Source organism: Mycobacteroides abscessus ATCC 19977 (genome assembly GCF_000069185.1).
Taxonomy (GTDB): domain Bacteria; phylum Actinomycetota; class Actinomycetes; order Mycobacteriales; family Mycobacteriaceae; genus Mycobacterium; species Mycobacterium abscessus.
The window spans coordinates 1,764,385-1,783,836 of record NC_010397.1 but is presented as its reverse complement, the minus strand read 5'-3'; the positions used below and the strand labels follow the sequence as shown (position 1 = coordinate 1,783,836).

Annotated in this window: 37 protein-coding genes; 1 reads left to right on the top strand and 36 read right to left on the bottom strand. The window is 58.5% G+C overall.

The window, feature by feature from the left end:
• Positions 1 to 44: 44 nt before the first annotated feature.
• From MAB_RS09115 to MAB_RS09095, 5 genes are read right to left on the bottom strand one after another with little or no spacing between them, the layout of a single operon-like run.
• Complete coding sequence (locus tag MAB_RS09115) at positions 45 to 461, bottom strand: hypothetical protein (RefSeq protein WP_005110295.1); 417 nt, start codon at positions 459 to 461, stop codon at positions 45 to 47.
• Entirely contained in the window at positions 461 to 706 is a 246-nt protein-coding gene (locus MAB_RS09110; protein WP_005110294.1) for a hypothetical protein, read from the bottom strand. Before MAB_RS09110 ends, MAB_RS09115 begins: the two co-directional genes overlap by 1 nt.
• Complete coding sequence (locus MAB_RS09105) at positions 706 to 1,401, bottom strand: glycosyltransferase family 2 protein (RefSeq protein ID WP_005110292.1); 696 nt, start codon at positions 1,399 to 1,401, stop codon at positions 706 to 708. Before MAB_RS09105 ends, MAB_RS09110 begins: the two co-directional genes overlap by 1 nt.
• A complete protein-coding gene (locus tag MAB_RS09100; protein WP_005110291.1) occupies positions 1,398 to 2,219 on the bottom strand; it encodes a hypothetical protein in 822 nt (273 codons plus the stop codon). The genes MAB_RS09105 and MAB_RS09100 overlap by 4 nt, the downstream gene beginning before the upstream one ends.
• A gap of 6 nt (positions 2,220 to 2,225) precedes the next feature.
• Entirely contained in the window at positions 2,226 to 3,488 is a 1,263-nt protein-coding gene (locus MAB_RS09095) for a TylF/MycF/NovP-related O-methyltransferase (protein WP_005110290.1), read from the bottom strand.
• A 129-nt stretch (positions 3,489 to 3,617) separates the two neighbouring features.
• On the opposite strand from MAB_RS09095, the gene MAB_RS09090 reads away from it, so the two are divergent.
• Entirely contained in the window at positions 3,618 to 3,899 is a 282-nt protein-coding gene (locus MAB_RS09090) for a DUF732 domain-containing protein (protein ID WP_005110289.1), read from the top strand.
• Between the two features lie 480 nt (positions 3,900 to 4,379).
• Here the strand turns inward: MAB_RS09090 and MAB_RS09085 are convergent, their stop codons facing one another.
• From MAB_RS09085 to MAB_RS25305, 31 genes are all read right to left on the bottom strand, one after another.
• Positions 4,380 to 4,652: a hypothetical protein gene (locus MAB_RS09085; protein WP_005110285.1), complete on the bottom strand. Its 273-nt coding sequence runs from the start codon at positions 4,650 to 4,652 to the stop codon at positions 4,380 to 4,382.
• Between the two features lie 39 nt (positions 4,653 to 4,691).
• Positions 4,692 to 4,967, bottom strand: a complete 276-nt coding sequence (locus MAB_RS09080) for a hypothetical protein (protein ID WP_005115852.1) — start codon at positions 4,965 to 4,967, stop codon at positions 4,692 to 4,694.
• Positions 4,964 to 5,200 (bottom strand): hypothetical protein, encoded by a 237-nt coding sequence (locus MAB_RS09075; RefSeq protein WP_012296468.1) that lies wholly within the window; start codon positions 5,198 to 5,200, stop codon positions 4,964 to 4,966. Before MAB_RS09075 ends, MAB_RS09080 begins: the two co-directional genes overlap by 4 nt.
• Positions 5,201 to 5,238: 38 nt before the next feature.
• The gene (locus tag MAB_RS09070; protein ID WP_005110282.1) at positions 5,239 to 5,484 is read right to left on the bottom strand and encodes a hypothetical protein; all 246 of its coding nucleotides are present in this window, start codon (positions 5,482 to 5,484) and stop codon (positions 5,239 to 5,241) included.
• Between the two features lie 147 nt (positions 5,485 to 5,631).
• Complete coding sequence (locus MAB_RS09065; RefSeq protein ID WP_005110281.1) at positions 5,632 to 5,808, bottom strand: hypothetical protein; 177 nt, start codon at positions 5,806 to 5,808, stop codon at positions 5,632 to 5,634.
• Between the two features lie 38 nt (positions 5,809 to 5,846).
• Positions 5,847 to 6,143, bottom strand: coding sequence for a hypothetical protein (locus MAB_RS09060; RefSeq protein ID WP_005110280.1), 297 nt, complete (start codon positions 6,141 to 6,143; stop codon positions 5,847 to 5,849).
• Between the two features lie 216 nt (positions 6,144 to 6,359).
• On the bottom strand, positions 6,360 to 6,584 hold the full coding sequence (locus MAB_RS09055; RefSeq protein WP_005110277.1) for a hypothetical protein: 225 nt from the start codon (positions 6,582 to 6,584) through the stop codon (positions 6,360 to 6,362).
• A gap of 271 nt (positions 6,585 to 6,855) precedes the next feature.
• On the bottom strand, positions 6,856 to 7,107 hold the full coding sequence (locus MAB_RS09050) for a helix-turn-helix domain-containing protein (RefSeq protein ID WP_005110276.1): 252 nt from the start codon (positions 7,105 to 7,107) through the stop codon (positions 6,856 to 6,858).
• Positions 7,104 to 7,436 carry a type II toxin-antitoxin system RelE/ParE family toxin gene (locus MAB_RS09045; RefSeq protein ID WP_012296467.1) on the bottom strand — a complete coding sequence of 111 codons (333 nt, stop codon included), beginning with the start codon at positions 7,434 to 7,436 and terminating at the stop codon, positions 7,104 to 7,106. Before MAB_RS09045 ends, MAB_RS09050 begins: the two co-directional genes overlap by 4 nt.
• Before the next feature lie 883 nt (positions 7,437 to 8,319).
• Positions 8,320 to 8,520, bottom strand: coding sequence for a hypothetical protein (locus MAB_RS09040; protein WP_005110273.1), 201 nt, complete (start codon positions 8,518 to 8,520; stop codon positions 8,320 to 8,322).
• Entirely contained in the window at positions 8,517 to 9,194 is a 678-nt protein-coding gene (locus MAB_RS09035; protein WP_005110272.1) for a hypothetical protein, read from the bottom strand. The genes MAB_RS09040 and MAB_RS09035 overlap by 4 nt, the downstream gene beginning before the upstream one ends.
• A 139-nt stretch (positions 9,195 to 9,333) precedes the next feature.
• Complete coding sequence (locus tag MAB_RS09030) at positions 9,334 to 9,702, bottom strand: DUF4326 domain-containing protein (protein ID WP_005131124.1); 369 nt, start codon at positions 9,700 to 9,702, stop codon at positions 9,334 to 9,336.
• 276 nt (positions 9,703 to 9,978) lie between these two features.
• Positions 9,979 to 10,410 carry a DUF7448 domain-containing protein gene (locus MAB_RS09025; RefSeq protein ID WP_005110271.1) on the bottom strand — a complete coding sequence of 144 codons (432 nt, stop codon included), beginning with the start codon at positions 10,408 to 10,410 and terminating at the stop codon, positions 9,979 to 9,981.
• A gap of 38 nt (positions 10,411 to 10,448) precedes the next feature.
• Entirely contained in the window at positions 10,449 to 10,763 is a 315-nt protein-coding gene (locus MAB_RS25475) for a WhiB family transcriptional regulator (protein ID WP_021269284.1), read from the bottom strand.
• The gene (locus MAB_RS09015) at positions 10,763 to 11,080 is read right to left on the bottom strand and encodes a WhiB family transcriptional regulator (RefSeq protein WP_005110270.1); all 318 of its coding nucleotides are present in this window, start codon (positions 11,078 to 11,080) and stop codon (positions 10,763 to 10,765) included. The genes MAB_RS25475 and MAB_RS09015 overlap by 1 nt, the downstream gene beginning before the upstream one ends.
• A gap of 1 nt (position 11,081) precedes the next feature.
• The gene (locus tag MAB_RS25505; protein ID WP_419095318.1) at positions 11,082 to 11,270 is read right to left on the bottom strand and encodes a zinc finger domain-containing protein; all 189 of its coding nucleotides are present in this window, start codon (positions 11,268 to 11,270) and stop codon (positions 11,082 to 11,084) included.
• On the bottom strand, positions 11,263 to 11,388 hold the full coding sequence (locus MAB_RS25310) for a hypothetical protein (RefSeq protein WP_005110269.1): 126 nt from the start codon (positions 11,386 to 11,388) through the stop codon (positions 11,263 to 11,265). The genes MAB_RS25505 and MAB_RS25310 overlap by 8 nt, the downstream gene beginning before the upstream one ends.
• Entirely contained in the window at positions 11,385 to 11,702 is a 318-nt protein-coding gene (locus tag MAB_RS09010; RefSeq protein WP_005110268.1) for a hypothetical protein, read from the bottom strand. Before MAB_RS09010 ends, MAB_RS25310 begins: the two co-directional genes overlap by 4 nt.
• On the bottom strand, positions 11,699 to 11,860 hold the full coding sequence (locus MAB_RS09005) for a hypothetical protein (RefSeq protein WP_005110267.1): 162 nt from the start codon (positions 11,858 to 11,860) through the stop codon (positions 11,699 to 11,701). Before MAB_RS09005 ends, MAB_RS09010 begins: the two co-directional genes overlap by 4 nt.
• Before the next feature lie 131 nt (positions 11,861 to 11,991).
• Positions 11,992 to 12,297 carry a hypothetical protein gene (locus MAB_RS09000; protein ID WP_005110265.1) on the bottom strand — a complete coding sequence of 102 codons (306 nt, stop codon included), beginning with the start codon at positions 12,295 to 12,297 and terminating at the stop codon, positions 11,992 to 11,994.
• The gene (locus MAB_RS08995) at positions 12,290 to 12,433 is read right to left on the bottom strand and encodes a hypothetical protein (RefSeq protein ID WP_005110264.1); all 144 of its coding nucleotides are present in this window, start codon (positions 12,431 to 12,433) and stop codon (positions 12,290 to 12,292) included. The genes MAB_RS09000 and MAB_RS08995 overlap by 8 nt, the downstream gene beginning before the upstream one ends.
• 800 nt (positions 12,434 to 13,233) lie before the next feature.
• Positions 13,234 to 14,169, bottom strand: coding sequence for a hypothetical protein (locus MAB_RS08990; protein ID WP_005110260.1), 936 nt, complete (start codon positions 14,167 to 14,169; stop codon positions 13,234 to 13,236).
• Entirely contained in the window at positions 14,170 to 14,424 is a 255-nt protein-coding gene (locus MAB_RS08985; protein WP_012296463.1) for a hypothetical protein, read from the bottom strand.
• Positions 14,425 to 14,454: 30 nt separating this feature from the next.
• On the bottom strand, positions 14,455 to 15,558 hold the full coding sequence (locus tag MAB_RS08980; RefSeq protein ID WP_005110257.1) for an adenine nucleotide alpha hydrolase family protein: 1,104 nt from the start codon (positions 15,556 to 15,558) through the stop codon (positions 14,455 to 14,457).
• Complete coding sequence (locus MAB_RS08975; protein ID WP_005110256.1) at positions 15,555 to 15,815, bottom strand: hypothetical protein; 261 nt, start codon at positions 15,813 to 15,815, stop codon at positions 15,555 to 15,557. Before MAB_RS08975 ends, MAB_RS08980 begins: the two co-directional genes overlap by 4 nt.
• A gap of 145 nt (positions 15,816 to 15,960) precedes the next feature.
• Positions 15,961 to 16,377, bottom strand: a complete 417-nt coding sequence (locus MAB_RS08970) for a hypothetical protein (RefSeq protein WP_005114191.1) — start codon at positions 16,375 to 16,377, stop codon at positions 15,961 to 15,963.
• Positions 16,374 to 16,799 (bottom strand): HNH endonuclease, encoded by a 426-nt coding sequence (locus tag MAB_RS25165; RefSeq protein WP_012296462.1) that lies wholly within the window; start codon positions 16,797 to 16,799, stop codon positions 16,374 to 16,376. Before MAB_RS25165 ends, MAB_RS08970 begins: the two co-directional genes overlap by 4 nt.
• Complete coding sequence (locus tag MAB_RS08960) at positions 16,792 to 17,430, bottom strand: ERF family protein (RefSeq protein ID WP_005110252.1); 639 nt, start codon at positions 17,428 to 17,430, stop codon at positions 16,792 to 16,794. Before MAB_RS08960 ends, MAB_RS25165 begins: the two co-directional genes overlap by 8 nt.
• Positions 17,427 to 17,924, bottom strand: coding sequence for a hypothetical protein (locus MAB_RS08955; protein ID WP_005110251.1), 498 nt, complete (start codon positions 17,922 to 17,924; stop codon positions 17,427 to 17,429). Before MAB_RS08955 ends, MAB_RS08960 begins: the two co-directional genes overlap by 4 nt.
• Before the next feature lie 121 nt (positions 17,925 to 18,045).
• A complete protein-coding gene (locus MAB_RS08950; protein ID WP_005110249.1) occupies positions 18,046 to 19,248 on the bottom strand; it encodes a helix-turn-helix domain-containing protein in 1,203 nt (400 codons plus the stop codon).
• The gene (locus MAB_RS25305; RefSeq protein WP_005059202.1) at positions 19,245 to 19,379 is read right to left on the bottom strand and encodes a hypothetical protein; all 135 of its coding nucleotides are present in this window, start codon (positions 19,377 to 19,379) and stop codon (positions 19,245 to 19,247) included. The genes MAB_RS08950 and MAB_RS25305 overlap by 4 nt, the downstream gene beginning before the upstream one ends.
• Positions 19,380 to 19,452 lie beyond the last annotated feature (73 nt).

Sequence of the window (19,452 nt, the reverse complement as noted above, 5' to 3'; positions counted from 1 at the left end):
ACTGGTCCTACCTTTGGACGGGTAGGGGCGCCTAGTACGTGTGCCTAAAGCGGCAGGCGCTCAACCGAAGACAAGCGCAGCGTGGTGGCGCTTGTGGCAGCGGCGAACCGGAACGGTTCGATGCGCTGGTTGGTCTTGCGGTTGTAGACCACGTTCGTGAAGTCCACCCGATACGTCAGCTCAGGCAGTGGCCCGATTGCTTCGGTGTTGGCGAGCAGCTTCACACCTGGTGTGGAATCGAGAGTCTTCAGCACACCGTCTTCCTCGATGCGGCCAATGATCGGCTCCAAACGCACCGTGGTGGGGATATCGGAGATGGTGGCCAGCACTTCCTTCACCGACGGAGTGAAAGTGACCGTGCCGGAAATCATCTTCAGATCCGGCTCGCTACCCTCATCAGACCCATCAGAGACGATGGCCTGATAGGTGTCGGCCACAGTGAAGTACACGAAGGCTGCCATTAACCATTCTCCCTTCGCATCTCATCAGCGAGGTCTTCTAGACGCTTATGTTCATCGGCCATCGCTTTAGCGCGATCACCGACAGGATCGAAAGGCGGGGTGCGCCACCCACACGAGCAGGCACCGCCCTTGCGGGTCTTCCCGCCGGGGAGCATCTGCTCGAAAGTTCCAACGATGTGGGAGTTCACCCACTCCGCCAAGGTGTACTGGATGCCGTCAGGGCCGGTGATGAGATGGTCGGCCATCACACACCCCCTGCGGTGAGTTCGCGGATACGTTCCGGTGTTGTTGCCTGCCGGTACAGCTGGTAGCGGGCCTTGTTGCGTTCAGTGGCGGCACGATCAGCGTCGGTCAAATGATCGCCGCTGGCGCCGGGTAGGTGGTACAGGTGATATCCGGGGCCGTCTATGAAGCGGGTTGGGCCGCAGCACACCTCAAACGCTCGGCACATCGCGTCATCGTCATACCAAGCACCCTCAAACGACTCGTCGTATTGACCGATCAGTGAGAGTGATTCCCGGGAGACGACATTGACGGCACCGATCGACTGACGGTCGCCTCGGACCTGATGCGATACAGCTTCTTCGGGCTCTAACTCAAGGTCTCGGACGCGAACCGAGTCCTCGGGGGCAATGGCCATGAAGCGTGAGAACGGAACGACTAAACCTGGTGTCAACGAAGCCAGCGCGACCGCTTCCCGAATCTGGATAGGGTCGACCAGCAGATCTGATTCGCAGTAGATAAGTACATCGGCGTCAACCATGTCGGCACCGCGGTTATATGCGGCGGATCGATTGAACGACTCATAGCCTGAGCGGCCGTCATCAACAACATGGATGCGGTACAGCCCCTCCATGCCCATCAGGACGCGTCGCAGATTCGCGGGCCTTAGAGGGTCCTTACCGCGGTCCCGGAACGGGATGATCACGGCGACGTTCACAGGTACTCCCCTGCGACCTTCGCATAACCAGCGCGCAGCTGGTCCCACGTCTCATCGGGGAGTTCTTGAGGTCCAAACGATAGGTGCGACACCACAAACCCTCTATGGATGACTCGGGGCTGCATATTGGCTGCACCTTCGTCACCGATCTTGAAGCCGTGCGGCCAATCCCTGCCTGCGATATGGGCAGGCGAAGGGGTGTCCAGTAGGTCTGCGATGCGTTTCAGGGTGGGGTGGTCGAGTCCGATGCAGTTGATCGACAACCAGTCCGTCGTCGGGATGACCTGGTTGGGTTGACCAGTCACATCCCGCCAATTGGTCAGGAAATGCTCGTGTGACATGTGGGCGTAGTCGCCGGACATGTGCACATCCAACAAAGGGATGTTCAGGTTCTCGAAGCCGCGCCAAATCAGCGGCTCCAACCATGTTGAGGCGCCGTTGTTCACGGTCAGCGCGGAGACAACGCTGCCGCGGTTGTTGTCTATCGCCTCAAGGTATTCACCGAAGCGTGCGGTCTCGAAGAACACGTCATCGTCATCGACCTTGACGAACAAACAGTCCCGATACTCGGGTTGGGCGTAGTACCACCACACCTTGTTGAAACCGGTCCAATGGCATCCGCCATGGAAGTCGTTACGGACGGTGATCCGCTCGCCCGTGATGGTTTGCAGATACTCCGCGTCCTTGGGGTCGCGGGCGAGGTTCCAGATGTCGTATTCAACATTCGGATGCTCAGCCAGGATGCGTTTGATGTACGGTACCTGGAGTTGCATATTGGCTTTACGGCCCGCGAACACAAAGAGGATGACTCGCAACACAACTCCCTAGGTGATCCGAATCGCCCAAGCCTCATGCGAATGCCCAACCACACACCAGTTGATGCCGGTGCGGTCGGCATATTCGCGCCAGGCTTTCATCTCGTGGTCTTCGCAGCCGTCGTAGCTGTGCCACTCATCAAAAACGACATAAGTTCCAGGCTTGAGCTGTAGATATTCCAGAGCTGTTGCCGTGGACGAGTACAGGTCGCAGTCGATATGCACCAAACCACACTCAGGGAACGTGAACCCTGGCAGGGTGTCGGCATACCGACCTATCACTAGGCGAGTGTTGTTGATGGCTGGTGGTTTATGCGCGAACGACCCCTTAGGGAATCCGTCGCGCCAATCCTCAGGCAGTCCGGTGAAGCTGTCGAATCCGATCACCGGCATGTGCTCGGCAATGATGCGGGTCGATTCGCCTTTACCCACCCCAAACTCCAAAGCCACACCGGAAGGTCTCAAACCGACCACATGCCGCAGCAGCGAATAATGCTCCGCGGGCGGGAAGTACGGGCCTAACTGGTAGTCCTGGACGCCCTCGCCTCCCCGGAATGGAAAGTACGGCCATGTTGGGTGCTTGTGGCCCCAACGGTTTCCATTGGCCTCACACATCCGGGCACGCTCGGGAAGCTCAAACCGGGAAGAACCTGTTCGGTTTCCTTCGGCTTTGTCGCGGGAGTAGATCAAGTTGTGTGATCCTCGGACATCGGCGAACGGCCATCGCGTCAACCCTGCGTCGTGGATTCTCTGTGACCAGTCGACGTGTTCGCCGCCGTGCGCCCCATATCCGGTGTCCATGCCGCCCACCGTGTCGATCACTCGGCGTTCGGCGTATAGGAGAACTCCGCGGGGGAATCCGATGGCGAAATGCTGCTCGTCTTGGTGGGTGACGCTGTGTCGGCCGCCGCTGGGCCACTGGAACGACAGATGCGGTTCCGGCGACTCAACGTAAGGCTTCCACCACTCGTCTACGGTGGGCCACACATCGTCGTCAGCGAGAAACAGGTGGTCGCACCCCAAGTCCATGAGCTCGGCGATGCAACGGTTTTTCGCCACCGCTATCCCCATAGGTTGTGGATGGCGAACAACGCTCACGCTAGGAACTCGATGCACCGGGATACCGCGCCAGCCTTCAAGGCATAGGGGCTCGTCGCTGCCGTCGTCCACAACGACAATTGGCACATCAGCCGAGGTGTGCTCGATCCAGTGCGTTAACGCGTTGAGGAGGACATCTCGGCGGTTGTGGGTGGTGATCGCTACCCCGAGCACTACTCACCCTCTTCACAGTGCGGGCAGCAGTCGTACCGGAGGCGGCGGCCGCAGTACTCGCAGTGCTGCACGGCCATCTGATCTCCCGTTTCGCCTGTACCCGTCGGGGTGGAGGTCTACGATCCGCCAATGATCAAGATCGCAGCTGCAGCCGCCGTAGCGGCCAGCATTGTTTTCGCGCCCGCGGCGTACGCGGACGATGACGCCTACCTGGACGAACTGTCCGGGCAGGGTTTTCAAGTGATGTGGCAGTCCCGGCCGTTCCTACTGGCCGCCGGGAACGGCATGTGCAATGACTTGCGCAACGGGGAAACCCCCGAGCAGGTCGCCTCGCACTCCAACTATCCGAACGCGACACCAGCCAATCTGTTGGCTATGGCGCGATCGGCGAAACGGAACCTATGCCCCTAGGTTCACGATCCAGTAGCTCATCCATGCGGCTGTAGGCCACGAGCTCGGCGTCAACATCGCCCTCAGTACGGGCTATACGTAACCGCTGCAACGCCTCTAGGATGCGGAGCTGGTTAGCAGTGAGGGGCATGGCACTAGATGTGGTAACCCATGAGCCTGGCTAAGTAGGCCAGTGTTAGGAGCTCGAAATACTCGGCGGTGTGCGTCGGCCCCAGTTCCGGGTACTCGCCCAACGGTTGACCATCAAGCATGATTACCTCCCAAAGGGATTCAGCTAGGACGGGAGATTAGGCAAAGCCGTGTGACAGTCGCAGCAGCGCGTGAACACCTCGCCGGTTAGCCGTCCCACTTCCGTGTAGGACTTGCCTGTATGTGGGCATCCAATGAAGGTATCCCACTCTTCCGGCGACGCCTCAAGCAGGAAGCTCAATTCGTCGTTCATACCTCAATTATCCCGCGTTTCAACGGGATCAGCGGTGTCTAGGACTGTGGAGGTGGTAGTACGACGGCGTCATACAAGCGCTTCCATGCGATGCATTGCTTCTCTGCGCTCTTGCGCCGCCAGAATGTCTCTCGATGGATTACCCTGCCGTAACGCTTGAGTACCGCCTCGTAGGTGTTCGGGATGCCGGGCGCTCCAAACACATTGAAAAGCTGCTTGTAGTAGCAGGCGTAGTCGTCCGGCCTGTGTCCGATCAGGGCTGTATGTATTGTGTCAGCCAGGTTGGTCAATGGCTTCTCGGTGATGTCCATACCTTCAATTATCCGACGTTTCAGAGGAATCAGCGGTGTCTAGGCGGGTGGGATTCGTCGGGAGCCGAACATCCGCCGCCGTTCAGCGGCTTCCTTGGCCTCTTCTTCATCGCGCTGAGTCCATACGCCCAGCATCTTGCGGCGCTCAGTAGGAGTATCAGTGTCCCTACCAGCATTCTCGGTCATCGCCTCGATGTAAACCCGCTCATACGTTGCGATAGCACGGCTTAACTCTTCATCCGATGTATCAGAAGGATCGAAAGAGAGGCCGAGTTCACGTGCCCGGTCTATATGGGCTTGAGATGGTTCAGTCATCGGGTGTACCTCTGTACGATTTCGAGGGCAGCTTTCACATCAGCTCTATTGCGCTCGGAGTCAACAAGCCCTCGATGATGAAGCAGACCTAAGACGCCATCGACGGATTGCAGATCGGCGCCCACTCGCTTCAAAGCTTCACGAGCAGCGGCAGTGCAAGCGCAAAACATCATGCCGTCCCAGTTGTGCCGTTTACACACCGCCTCAGCGACTTCAATCTCGGGATCATCCATACCTCAATTTTACCGAGCTACAGCGTAAGTCGCGGTGTCTATTCAGGTGTGAGGGTGTAGCTTTCACCAGTCTTAGAGTCGGTGATGGTGGCTTCTATGGTTCCGTTGATGCGCTGTAGCCGCGCCCACACATGCTCGTCGAGTTGGATGGAGCCTTGGGGCATGCCGTCTTCGTGTCCGAGCCACATGGTTCGGGAGGTGTGCCGGTACTCCCGGTTTTGGTAAGTGAGTACCGCTGTGACGGGTCCATCACCTTCGATACGGTATGACACCTTGTCGAACATGTGTTCGATAGTAGAACGGAGAGGCTGTAGGGGCAAGTCAGTCCTGCATTGCCTTACATTCGCAGTCGTCGCGGGTGCAGCGACCAAACCAGCCTTCGTGGTCATGCTGCGGATGGATGCAGTTCTGACAGCGTGGAGGGCACATCGTTAGGTGCCCTTCTCTGCCATCAGCTTGCCGCGCTTGACGATGCCACCGAGGACATCGCCCCACCATCCGGTGTCATCTTGCTCAAGCGCCCACTGCGCCTTCTCGCCCCAGCGGATTATCTCGTCTTGCAGCTCAATGCAGCGGCGATTCAACTGCCGCTCGGTCTCAATGCTCATACCTCAATTTTACTGCGGTGCAGCGACATCAGCGGTGTCTAGCGTCGCCCGAACAGGCTGCCGAGAATATCTATGGGGTTGGCCGCTTTGACCACTCCCCTAATCTCCGAGCCGAGCTGACCTAGTTCAGCTTCCGCGCTACCGGCAATACCGTCAGCGGACGTCTGCACCACACTCACGGCGCGGTCAACGCCGTCGCGGGCGATATCCAGCAGGCCGTCCATGAACTTCGGCACGGTGTCGTCAGGGATCTTCTTATCCGCGATGCGCTCACACATGGCCACGAGTGGAGGGGCCATGGCGCCGGCTAGTGCCGCGAAGAATCTGTCGAGCATGGCGGCACCTCCACATTGACACTCAGATCGGCTGCGGCGAGTACCGCCTTGATGTCGGCGAGGTTCATGCCTTCAAGGAAAATCCAGCACCCGCAAGGGGTGTTGATCGAGCACTGCTGGCCGCATTCGTCACAGTCCCAAGGTGGGCAGTTTCCGCAGTGTTCGGGGCGCGGGCAATCGCCGTCTTGCCCCACCGTCGAGCCGCAACCAAGACATTCAATCATCGCCAGCCTCATGGTTTGCACATACGACGGCGGGTCCGAGGTCGTACACGGCGTCAGTGGAGATGCCACGCAGTTGCACTTCGACCATCGACGGTTTCTCGCACTTATCGCACCAGCCGCCCATCGGCTCGCCATCGCACTGAACGTCCAGCGTCAGGTGGATGCCCTTACTGATGCAGTCGGCGACGGTATTGCGCGCTTCCTTACTCAGCTTCATCGCTCGGCGGCACCTGTTCTGTCCAGCTTGTTGGGTCGTTCTCGGGATCTACTCGACACCCTGCAGAGCAGGGGGCGTAGCGGATACGGCCACAGGGGATGCAGCAGCGGACACGAGACAGAGGCATAAGGGAACCTCCGTTTGGGCATAGAAAAACCCCCACCGAACAAATGTCGATGGGGGTTTAAAAGAATGGGTGTAAGTCGCGCCTATGCGCAGTTTACTACTTGACAGCGGTTAAGGGGTATATCCCCTGGTCGGCGTGTCGCAATCAGACGCACACCTTCACGTGCACATCCAACCCGGAAGCGATGTCCACGAGAGCATCCAAGGAGAACTTGGAGATCTTGCCGCGCAGCAGATCCGACACCCGAGGCTGGGTCAGTCCGAGTGCTTCGGCGGCCTGGACCTGGGTCCATTCGCGCTCGTTGATCTTCTTTTCGATTGCCATCATCAGCTCAGACCGCACGCGAAGGTTCTCCGCTTCGCGCGGGGTGTCGGCGATGTCGTCCCATACGCTCATAGTTCCTCCTGCGCTTTCTTGTATCGAGCCTTACCGGTGTTGATGTCTTGCTGGGAAGTCTTCTGTGACTTCTTGACGAAGCTGTGCAGTACGAACACCACATCCCCAAGGGTGGCTACGTAGAACACACGGTACGCGCCGTCTTCGGTGCGTACGCGTATCTCGCGGCAGCCCTTGCCGACTGTTGGCATTGGCTTCCAGTCGTGGGGCTCTAGGCCGTGCTGAACCCTATCCAGTTGGTAACCGGCGTCCTGCCGTGCCGCTTCGGGGAAGTCCCGTAGGTCCTCAAGTGAGGTACCTATCCAGCGGAGAGGCTTTTCGTCGGTCACCTCATTAATATATCAGAACCGATATACTTATGCAAGGTGGAGGCAGTTACGTCGTCGCTCCATAAATGGGCGCGTCCGAGGTTGTGGCCCACCACATATCATCCGTGCCGTACCCGCGCTCAACCTCAACTATCCGAAAGCGGGCCGCCCGTCCGGACTTCAATTCAGTTTCAATAACTTCCCCCACCTTGGGTATGGGTCGCGTCCAGCCCATCCAGCGGTGGGTATCCCCCCTGTGTCCGTGGTATTCAATCCTGTCGCCCCAGGACCGATGCGCAGAGACTATCCATACGTTCATCAGTTTCACTCCCTTTGCGGCTTGCCATAAGGCACTGCCATAACGCGGTGTCGCATAGATTTTTCTTTACAGATCTTTTGGCAAGACCGACGCTAGACGTATGGGTATTGAAGCTAGAATGCGTGTCTACGTAACCACCGCAACCGGTGGTGAAGTTGAGTGTCTAACTACCACTCGGGTAGTTCCCGGACGCGATATGCCTATCGTTTGGGTCACTGCGGCCAACCCTACGCAGGCGTGGAAGATGCGTGAGATACCTTGGCCTGCGCAGTATGTGCGACCAGCGTGAACTACTCAACCCAATCACACTCAGGGGCGGCGCAATCTTCTTCGTCACAGTTCTGCCAGCAGTGCGGATGCCTAGGGTCCCTGAAATCGCATCTATGGGTGCAGCACCAACCAGGATCTAGGTCACTCCCCTCACAGTCGAGGGCCGACACTAGACCGGCTCCACTACGACGTAGTGGGTGCAGCCACAATCGCACCTGGCGTACACGAATCGGCCAGTCCACGTCTCTTCATCGAAGTACGTGGACTGGATGTGTCGACCTTCCAAGTGCTTACACTTCGGACAGGTCCCGACCCTCACCGCTCCAGCTCCTCTAGCGTCCACCGCAGGTCTTGGGCTAGTCCAGGATTGTCCTCGGCGCACGCGTCGGCATACGCCGCAAGTGCCACCCGCGCGTGGCGATCCTTCTTGTATTCAAGGATGAAACATGGCCCCATATCCTTGCCGTCCATCCGCTCAACTCGGTACTTCATGTACATGCCGCGTCCGTCGCTCATGCGCCCTTCTTTCGGTCTCGTTTCTCGCAGTTGTTGTGCGCGTGCAGCACATCCCCCAGTCGGTAGAACTTCTTACCCGTGTCCGGGTCGCTAGAGACTGGACGCAGATGCCCACCACGGGTAAGCGAGTGCACCCGCTGCGCATTCAGCTTCTTTCCCATCTCCCCTATCCGGCGGGCGATAGGTTCGATGGTGTCGGCGGTGACGATGTGTTTGTTCGCTTCATGTACTCGTCCTCGGTCGATCACAATGTCATCGTCGGCGGGGATGTCTATCTGTCGCCAGCAGTCATCGATAGCGGCTTTGATGTCCTCGTACGCTTCTTCTGAACCTTCAGTGAGGGCTAGGGCGATCATGTTGACTCGCAGCCACTTGGCCAGCGTGATGATGTCGTTGCCCTTATCCCACACGATCGCTCGTTGTTCGCATACCAGCCTCACCCACGTACCTAGGCAGTTGTGCAGTACGTCAGCGGCGTTGTGTGCCCCGATATGGATGGGGACCTGAGACTCAGGCTTGGGCCTTCGGGACATACTCAACCCTGGCCTCTGGATGCGAGCCTGGCGGGTGAGGGTGACGGACAGCTCCCCGATCATGCGGGGGATGCTGGCCAACTCTTCACGGAGCTTGTGTTGGGAGCCTTTATCGAGAAAGAAGCTGTCGGAGACGGACACTAAGCGGACCTCCTGTACGTGGCGTGAGCCTGTGCCGCCTTCTGGGCCGCAGTGAATCTGCGGTCGAGCTCAGCCCGTCGGCCGGTGGGGATAAGTGCCGCTTCCGCTTTGGCTACCAACAGTGCTCTACGTAGTTCGCTCACAAAGCTTCTCCGTTCGACGGTGGATCGTTAGCGAGTTCAAGCAGCACGTCTGCATGACAAGGGGAATCGAGAGAGCACCAGCAGGCGAGATCGTGGCCCCGTAGCGGCGCGACGAACTCGTCTAGGTCTGCGTCTGTCATGAACGTCATATCGAGCGACCGGTAGAGCGCAACGCACCGACCGATAGCGCTTACCTTGCTCCCGAACCCGTCGTACTGGACGCCGTTGTCATCCTCTATGAGCCACTCGCCACCGACGAGAACAGGTCGAAACGGGTTGCCCCATTGGCTCGGTCGCCCGACGTAGATAGCACCCTCGGGCATTCGCCAACCCCTAGTGCGCTTCCGCTGAATCCGCTGCGGCATCGTCACTCCTGCCCGTTCGACGGTAGATCGTTCTCTGCCTAATGGCGATATGGTGAGCTTCTGCTGCGGCTAGTGCGTCTGATTCGCTGTCGCCGAGATAGACCTCATCGGGTATATGCCACCCAGTGCTGAAAAGCACCTGCCACGAACTAGCGCCGTACTTGAACAGAATGTAAGCACCGCCGTCAACTTCGGCGCGGCACCCATTCTTTGGGACGCGAATATCTGGGTTGTGGTCCCATTGCAGCGGTTCAGCACTCAACTCTCACTACCTCCTCAATCGCTGGACGAGGAGTCAGAGTTCAGGACTTCCACCTTGACGTCATCTTCGTCACCGGGCATGACAACACGGAGGGATAGCACGGAGAAGTAGTAGCCCCCATTACCGTCATTGGCATAGCAGTCTGCAAGGGCAATGGGGTTCTGGTTGTGCAGAATTGAGATGGTGGCGTAGTTGGTATTTCCGTCACCGTCATAACCGCTCCGATCCGCGTCTGGTGTAACCTGAACGCCGGTAATAATCGCCTCCAGCGCGTCCGGCTGGATTACCCACTTCCCATCGGCGGAAGCACAACAGTCACTGTCTGACATGTAGAGATGCAGCACAGTGCCATCGTTTAGCACCAGCCTCGTACCGTCGGCCTCGACGGAGGCTATACGCTTGCCCGCAATGCGCTCGTGGACGTTCTGTAAATCAGTCATTCCCATACCTCAATTATCCTCCGATACACTGACATTCGCGGTGTCTAGCCCGCTTTCCTTTCCTGGTTCCACCTGCGCCTGTCCTTCAATGACAGCTCCCCGTAAATTCCGTGCTGGTCGTGTACCTCTATCGCGAATTGGAGGCATTGGAGTTTGACTGGGCAGCCGTGGCAGATTTCCTTGGCCCGCTTACATTCCCGGCTGCCGCCTTGGTCCGGGAACCACCACTCCGTAGGGAGTCCACGGCACGCCGCTTTATCCTGCCAGGACAGGTCCGCGACCAGACCGGTGAGGCATCCAACGATGTCTGCGGCGACACTTCCACCGGCTATCCAGTCGGTAGGGCTTGAGTGCGGCATCAGCTTGCCTCCCTGTTACGCATGATCTTCGCGCGCTCACGAGGGCCTAAGCCGCCGTAGATCCCGTCGCGTTCGTCGTTGACGATCGCGTAGGTCAAACACTCAACCCTGACTGGGCATGAGCGGCATATCTTCTTGGCGTATTGGTACTGCACGGTGATCGACTCGCTATCACCGTCGCCACGCTTATGGGGGAAAAACGCGTCCGGGTCTGCGGTGGCGCAGGACGCCTGGATCATCCAGGGCTCCGGTTTCAGGCAGGGTAGTTCCGCTTTACCGGAGATGATGCGCGGTCCAGGGTGAATATCGTCACGCATTTCATTTCCTCCAACGTGTCTCATGCGGCCAATGCCTTGGTTTCCCTAAATCCCCCTGCCCATCCATGGCTATCCATCTACAGGGATGTCCTTCTGGGGCACTACAGTCCGGGCACACCCGCTCAGCGGCCCCCGTTTCGGTGTATGCCGTAGGTTTCCGTCGGCTACCGGTGTCTTGGTAGTCAGTCATCGGAAGCCTCGGGGTAGAACTTGGCCTCATCGTCGGAGCCAACGCCCTGACAACCATGATCACAATCACAGTCACCGCAGCCGCCATACTCGATTCCGAACATGTCGATGTAGCTCATTCGGTCACCGTCCAGCCAGACGCCCAACGGGACTGCTGCACATAGTGCAGCCGCGTCTTGGGGACGGGCTTCCCTTCAAAGAATCGGTCGTGATGCACCTCGCCCGTCTCGCGCCATTGATAGTCAATCCGCCGCTTCCGCGTGAGTCCTCCAAGGGCTTTATCCACCTCTACGGCAACGTGTTCGTCGTGCCCGTAATACTCATTGGTGAACTTCCAGTCGCAGGCGTCGCAAGCCTCTCCATCGAATAAAGCGCGGTGCGTGGCTATCACTTCCGCTATGAGCTTCTGTGCGTCCGAAGGTTCGTCACTCATCGGTTACTCCAGTACCTAAGCTCTTGGTCCTGCTCAGCGATACGTTCCTCCAGCCGCTCTACTTCCGCGATGAGTTCAGGAACCAACTGCCTTGCAGCGGCGATGAATCGGGCATCCGCCTTGTCGGCATATCCGTAGTGGTAGCCGTCACTAGACACGAGAATTGAACGGTGGCCGGAATGTACCGATGCACTTGTCGTCGTCGGATCACCGGTAGCACCAGGACGGGTCTCCCACGGTCCTCCGGTTACGCCTTCTAGGGATGCTTTAGCGCGGTCTACAAGCTCACTCATCGCTCTAGTTCCTCACTTGGGTAAACCGTGGGTGCTATCAGGTCGTATGCGTACTTGAGACCAGCCATTTCGCTTGAGTGCCGGGATAGTTCCGCTGATGTCTCAGCTGCGAGCATCCACGTACGTACCAATTCGTAGCGTTCACGGATGACGGCCAGTTGTTCCTGTACCGACTTAGCCATCTCACGGGCGACCTCGATACCGAAGCGGCCCTCGTTGCTGTAGTTGAACTCAAAGTCGCCTTGATCCGGCCAGTACTCGGTGAATACCTTGCGTGCGGCTTCGATTGCAGGATCAGACACTTAGATCAGCCAACCTTTCCAGCGCCTGCAAAATCACCTGCGCCTCTTCCCTCGTCAGGTGGATGTACTCGGGGTTCATGAAGCCGTGGGCGTACCCCATGAGCTTTATCACTGCGGATTCGGATGGGTCGCTCATCTTCCACCTGCCGCGAATGCTGCTATAGCCTCAGCACCAGAGGGGTAGATCCCTTGGCATATCATGAGAATTCGGGATGTTCCAGTCTCGAATTGCCATATTTCCCACCCGGTTCCCAGCTTCCGAATCTTCCACCACTTGTTCCGGCCGCCACCACCGCGCCCGACGTGATCGCTCATAGCTTCACCACGTCTTCTATGAGGTCGTGTGGTGCTGTTACTTCATGCCCGCAGCAGGTGCAGCGTCCTCTGCGTCTTGTCTCTATCGAGGCTTGTACCCAGTTCCCGATCGTGGATACATGCGCAGCACAGATGAACACTTCAACGGCTGGTCTGTCGCAGTGGTCTACGAGGTGGATGGTGACCATGAAGTCCGCGGGCCTGTAGCAGTCTTCGCATGGGGGTGTGCATTCGATCTTTAATCGGGCTAGGAACGCCGTAGGGGTCTCTTCACCGGTTCGGGGTTGTAGTGACACCACTGGTTGGGGTTTGGGCTGTGTGCGTTTAAACCAGGCGGTCATAGCGGCATCACCGGACCGACCACGTCAGACGAGCTCAATGCCGCGACGCCGCAGCTGTAGCAGAAACGACGTTCGGTGACGGCCTCCGTCGCAATAGACAGGGCTTCATCTTTGTGGCGGTCGCATAACTCCAGCACGAGCGACACGCAGACCCATCCGCGCATGCAATGACAGCGAGCGATCCAGTGCGCCTGCGAATCACACGCGTGGCTGGGCCACTCACATCCCCTCGCTGGCATTTCTCCTACGAGTTCTTTGATGTCTGTTATGGCTTGGGTAGTCACGATGCCGACCTCCTTTGGTTTGTGGCGTCATGGACAAGCTGGAGATTTGGGATGGGCGTCTTGCATTCGCAGTCGATGACGCCGGAATCGTCAGGGAGGTCGATCCATCCGCTGCCGCCGCAGAGCTTGCAGTTGCGTCGCCGCTCGGCTGCTGCTGTGCGTGCCGCCTTCTCTGCGATTTCGGCCTGGAGTTCCTGTGCCTTCTCGGCGTCTTTGACTCGCTTGCAGCCCCGGCAGTTTTCGTCTTCGGGATTTCCGTAGGGGTGGCGCGCGCAGCGCGGGGCTGACGCCGACTCGGGCTCTGGTGAGGTTCCCGGTTTTGGTGACCCCCCTAAAGATTCATTCTGAGGAACGAAGAATGAATCTTTCGTTGGGGTTGGGGTTGGGGTTGGGGTTGGGGTTGGGTTGTCGTGTTCCGCCAGCGTTCCTGCAGCGTTCCGAACGCCGTTCTTCCCCCGTTCCGAACGCTGTTCCGAACTACGTTCTACCGCCTGCCTAGCCTTCCAGGCCTCCTTGCGCGCCCTAGCTTTCTCGGCCTTCTCCTCGATTTCCTGACGCGAAAACTGGAACTTCAGGTAGTCGTGGATCAGGTACTCATCGCCGCCAGGTTCGCCGCCGTCTTCGCGGGAATGACATTCCTCGCACCCATGGCCACACTCGTGCCAAAGCTCTGATGCCATCATCCATTCGATGACCAACTTCACCGCGTCATCACCGTCGACGCCAACACCGAAGCAATCCGATTGACTAGTGGTGATACCGATGCCGTCGAAGTCAAGGAAAAGTCGAGCCTTGTTCTTTTTGAAGAATCCGTCCGTTAGGTTCCGGTTACAGAAACCCATCGCCGCGAAGTGCAGCGCCACCCCCAGTGGTCCGACTTCACTGAACTTGTCGTTGTCGTAGAAGTCATCAGAGACGCGTATCCAGCCCATCTACACCGCCTCCTGGTCGTTGAGGCGCTGCGCAGCCATCCGCCGCCATGTGTCTTTCTGGTCAGATGTGAGCGAATCCCATCGCAGCGGCGCGGACACAGAACGCTTCTCGCAGAGTTCTTTCGCCAAGGAATCCAGACGCTCGTCACTCATCGTCACTCCTATCAAATCCCCCACAAGGGCAGTACCGGTAAAGAGGCTCAAAAGAACCAGGGATAGTGGCTTTACAAGTGCCGTAGTGACGTTGATGCTCATCGAGATCGTGGCCGCAGGAACAAAGGTCGGTCATGCGGTCTCCTCTAGATCGATCCAGTCGTCATCGAAAAGCGAGGGCGGTGCCACGGAATCGGTATCCAGCCCGCTACGGCATCCGTACGGAGAGCAGCTGGGACGCTCAACGTCATCCGCCGACTCGAAAGTCACATCCTCAATAGGAATGCGGCTCTTATGGAGAAAGGCTTCGTTGTCTAAACCGGGGGTGTTTCGGATACTGCGGTCCAGATCAACAACCTGCTGCCACTGCCGCTCATCTTGTTTGATGCGGATCCACTCAGCGTCCGAATGCCACGGACAGCCGATACACGCCGACTTCATCACCTCAGGGAATCCGTGACGCGTGTTGTACTCACCGCAGTCGTGCCGAGACATTGAAAGATCAGGCGGCACAACCTCGCCGTTTTGATCCCTGCCAACCAAAGGGAAAGTGTCGAAGGCGTAGGACACGCGCGACGGCGATATCCGGCCCATCTCATCAGCAGAGAAGCCCACGTAGCTGCGCGCCCACACCCCTTGTGGTGGCGCGCCAACCTTCCGGACAGTGCCAGTCCCCCGGCAGACCGAGCAGATACCCCAGGGTTTTTCGTGTCCATACTTCACCAACCAGGGGGCATTGCGCTGCCCCTCGCCGCTACAGAAAGTGCAGGACCCCTCGCTTACCTTGGCTCCCAACTGCTCACGCAACCACCGATAGATGGCGATCATCTTGAAGTTGGTTGTGCAGGCCCGGCTGGTAATACCGCCTGGCTCGCCAGTCTTTGGGTCCCTCGTGTACAACGGCAGGGATCTTGGAAAGTGGGGGTCCAAAGCCTCGTCGTAGATACTCCCTGCCCGAACGCGCACCAGGGCTATCCCAGCCGGCGCCAACACCTCCTCATCTAGACGAGCGAGATGCGCGTATACCTCCGGTGGCTCCCAGCCGGTATCGGCGAATACCGCAAACCGGGGCTTCTCAATGACCCCCTGCGCCGCTAAGAGCGCTATAGCCGTCGACTGCCACCCCGCGCCCATGCTCTGATACAGGAATCTGGGCTCTGGTTCGCGATCCAATTCACGACGTTCAGAACGGGTTAGGAGGTTGGGAAAAAGTAGCCCTTCCCGCAGGTCGCTCATCGCTCCTCCGAATCACGTGCAGCCGCAGCAGCAGCGGCGAGAAGATCAGACCCAATAAGGCATGTGTGCTCACACCCGGATTGCACCTCCGGTGTTACCGGCAGGGATCTCGGTAGTTCTACTACTGCGTATCCGTTGGCCTTCAGTTCTTCAAGGATGAAGCCACCAAATCCGGCGCTGCCAAGGGTGAAGGCGGGGCCGTACCATCTGATCGCGGCTTGCGTGATGATCTCATTGGCGTTCTTAGGCTCGCTCATGCGCATTCCTTCTTGTCTTCAACAAACCCTCCGCAATCACAAAGGGTCACACCGTCATCCAAAGCCCCGTAACACTCAGCTGATTGACCGTTATGCTGGTATCTCTGATGACCACAACGGCAGAAGTGGTAGGTAGGCCAAACAGTCACGCCGACCTCCCCAACGCCCACTCCCCCGAATCAGCCCACAACGCCAACGCACACATAACCTGTGCCGCTACACCCGGATGCCAGGCACAGAAGTCCACACAATCCCCCAACACCTCCAAGTGATCCTTGGTTCGCAGAGACCGGATCAACTCGGTGGCTTTACGAACCAAAACGTTTTCGTTGCCGCAGAACTCGTAATCCACCTCTGGAGGGCCTTCAGGTTCAGGCATCGGCTCAGCCTTATACCGCTCGATCTGGCGGTCGGTAACATTCAGTCGGCGCGCCACCTCTGTCCCGGACAACCCTTGAGCGGTTAGGGCTTTCGCCGCCACCACACGATCCGGTTTTGACAACGACACCGGATATCCCTGAAGAGCGGCCTCCACATTCAGCGGATCAAACGTTGCCATCACGCCACCACCGCCAAGAAAGAGCCGTCGTCAAAGAGACGGACTGTTGCGCCGAACCTCAGAACCTCAAGATCCGCCGGCAGGGTGTCGCCATGGTCTAACTTCCAGCCATGCTCGCGAGCCTCGTCGGGGTTACCCTCCACCCACATGTGGTGCTCTCTGCATAAAGTGATCAGATTGGCCATACCGAAAGCGATATGGGCCACGGAAGTTCCGCCGCTCCCGCGGGCCATGCGGTGGTGAACGTCCAACACCCCGTCCGGGCGGGAGCAGATAACACAGGCCCCATCCCGTTCCAGGACATCCGCCTTTACCGCCTGCCATACCAACTGCTCAAGATATTTGGGTTTACATCCTCGGATCCTGGCCGCCTGCTTCACTGTTAGCAGGCCGGCGCGCACATCCCCGATATCCGGCCTAGGCACTAGCGGCCTCCGCTCGCTCCGCGGGGTGAGGCTTGATCAAATCGCCAATGAACTTGCGGATCACATCTGCGGTGCACTGCCGCGGGGGCTTGCCATGCTCAGAGAAGAACTTCCCTGCGGTCTCACGTTGGTCCCACCCGTTCTCGGTGCAGGCCGCGGCGAGCTCGTCGAGTGCGTCGTCTACGTCGGTGCGCTCTGGGGGTGCCGATGACCTCTCATACACCTGTGAGTCTGGGTCCGGCTCATCCGTTGGTAGGCAGAGGGTTTGTAGCATTGCAGTACGGAAAGCCACTGAGTGCGCTTTAGCGGTAGCTTTGTCGCCGGCATCCATTGACTCTGCTGCGGCGACAGAGGTGATCGAGTCACCATCTGGTCCATACCAGGTGAACTCTACTGTCAGCCGTGCATGCCCCATGAGGGTGCGGTTGCGGCCCACCTCAACAGTCCCGTACTCGTAGTCCAAGACCTTCGGTACAACGATCACGCCGTGCTTCGTGAGAGCTGGATACACCGCCGATGTGACTGCATCGATCCCGCGGAATGAGAAGCCTTGCTGCTGGTTCCGCTCACCCTTGCGGACGGCTCCGACATCCTTCATCACCTCGGATAGCGCTTGGTAGATGGTGGTCATGATTCAACCTCCGCATCAATAATGTTGGATTCCAGGGCTTTCACGGTTCCGTCAAGCGATAGCCGCCCACTGGCGAGTGCGTTTGACACGATCTCGGCGGCATCCTTAGTGGGGGTGATCTTCACGTAGGGCTCTTTGAGTTGTTCGAACACCACATAAGGGCATACCTCGCCGCGCAGCCACACTTGGCCGTCCTGCTCAAGGGCATTGACTAACAGGTGCTTGCGGAACGCTTCGCGCACAACCTCAACGATTTCGGTTTCGCCGCAGTGGTCTTTGACCCACTGCACAAATCCCGCTTCGTCGGCGACTGTGGCGACACGGTTCGAGGTGACCCATGTGGCGGTGCCGACCTTGTGTCCGTCAATAAACCCGGCCAGTCCGTCGCCCTGGACAAGCTCAGCCTTCACTGCTTCTTTCGCGGCCGGCGCGGCCTTGCCCAACACGTTCAGTGCGGCAAGATAAGCAACCGCCGCTCTAGCCGTCTCACTCACCGCGGGTTCCCCTTCTCGTCGTACTCGTCATCAACCCAAAACCAGTCAGGAACAGCAGGACCAGGATCAGACAGACGCCGGTAATCGGTTGCGAGCCAATCGGACATACGGACACCACGAGTCATGAGGGATCACCGAGAACTTCGGTGTAGGGGCCGTCACCGAAGTTCTCGCATAGTGTCCAGTGCGTACCAGGAAGGTCGAGTCGCGTGTGCCACCTGTCGGATTGACACTGAAACAGGCGCCTAACCCCCGCTTTGGTGACGATGCTCCACACCGCGCCCTCGCGCGCCTCGTTATAGGCCAGGCTGGCTAGTACACGGGGCTCAAGGATTTCGGTGTACTCGCCGCCATGCGGCACTACACCCTTCGCCCACGGGTACCAGGACCCACCAATCTGCGTCTTCCATCGCCCACCGTCTGCACCCTCCGTGAACGAGTGGATTAATCCGTTCTCATCCCGCCACCGTGATCCCTGCTCGTCTACCCCTAGACGGTCAACGACACGGGGTGTACGGGGCTTGGGGGTGATCAGTGACCCGGATGGGAGTGGTTCATCGTCAACCTCGGCTAACTCGGGGTCGGCCACGTAAGCCGATGCCTGCTCGGGAAACCGTTCGCGTAGCGCCGGTTCCCGTTGTGGCTGAGTGTCTTCCCACTTACGCACATCAACCGTGAAAACCGCCCCCACCGCCTTGGCGTAACGGCGAACCAACGACAAAGTCGGATTACTCGAACCGCTCTCAAACATGGAGATCTCAGAGGCGGGCACGTCTGCGGCCTCTGCCACTTCCGCTATTTCCAGACCCCGCTCTTTACGCACATCGCGGAGAGCGAACACCAACTTCAGCTGCTCATCGGCAACAGCCGCCCCGATGTAGTCGGAGGTGGTGGGATTCTCAATTCCCGGAAAGCGGTTGAACGCCCCCGGTTCCTGTTGTGCTGTTGGGTCGGGCCGAGGCACAATCGGCTCTTCGCCAGGTGGGAACCAATCCAACCCTACTTGTTCGGGCCACTCGTCGGGGCGGATCTGCGGCCAAAAGTCGGCGATGCTACTACCGGGAGGCCATTCGTTCGGTTCCTCATCCCCGATGAACCGGTACCCCCAACCGTCTTCGGTGCGCCATGCAATCCACTCCCCGTCTGGTCGTCGTGCGATGGTGCCAACAGGTGGCCCCTCAGGGATGCTGTTAGCGGCAGCGATTAGCTCAGTAAGGAACTCTTCAGGATCAGGCTTAAAGCGGTGGTGCGCGGCTGCATCGAGCCGAATCCCCGCTATGTGCCTCATGGCTTTCCGCTGCGCTTCGGTCGGTTCCAGCTTCACAACGCCACCACCCTGTAGCCCTCTTCTGACAACACCTCACCGATACGGGCCATCACAGTCCCCGCATCACCACCCAACGAAAGCTCTTCCTCGATAGCGTCTTTAAGAACATCCTTGATGTAGTCGCTCATGACGCCGTCCTCACCGCAGACGCGATCCGATCAGTAGCTTCACCAGCGAGGCGTTCCCAATCCTTCTCGCCGT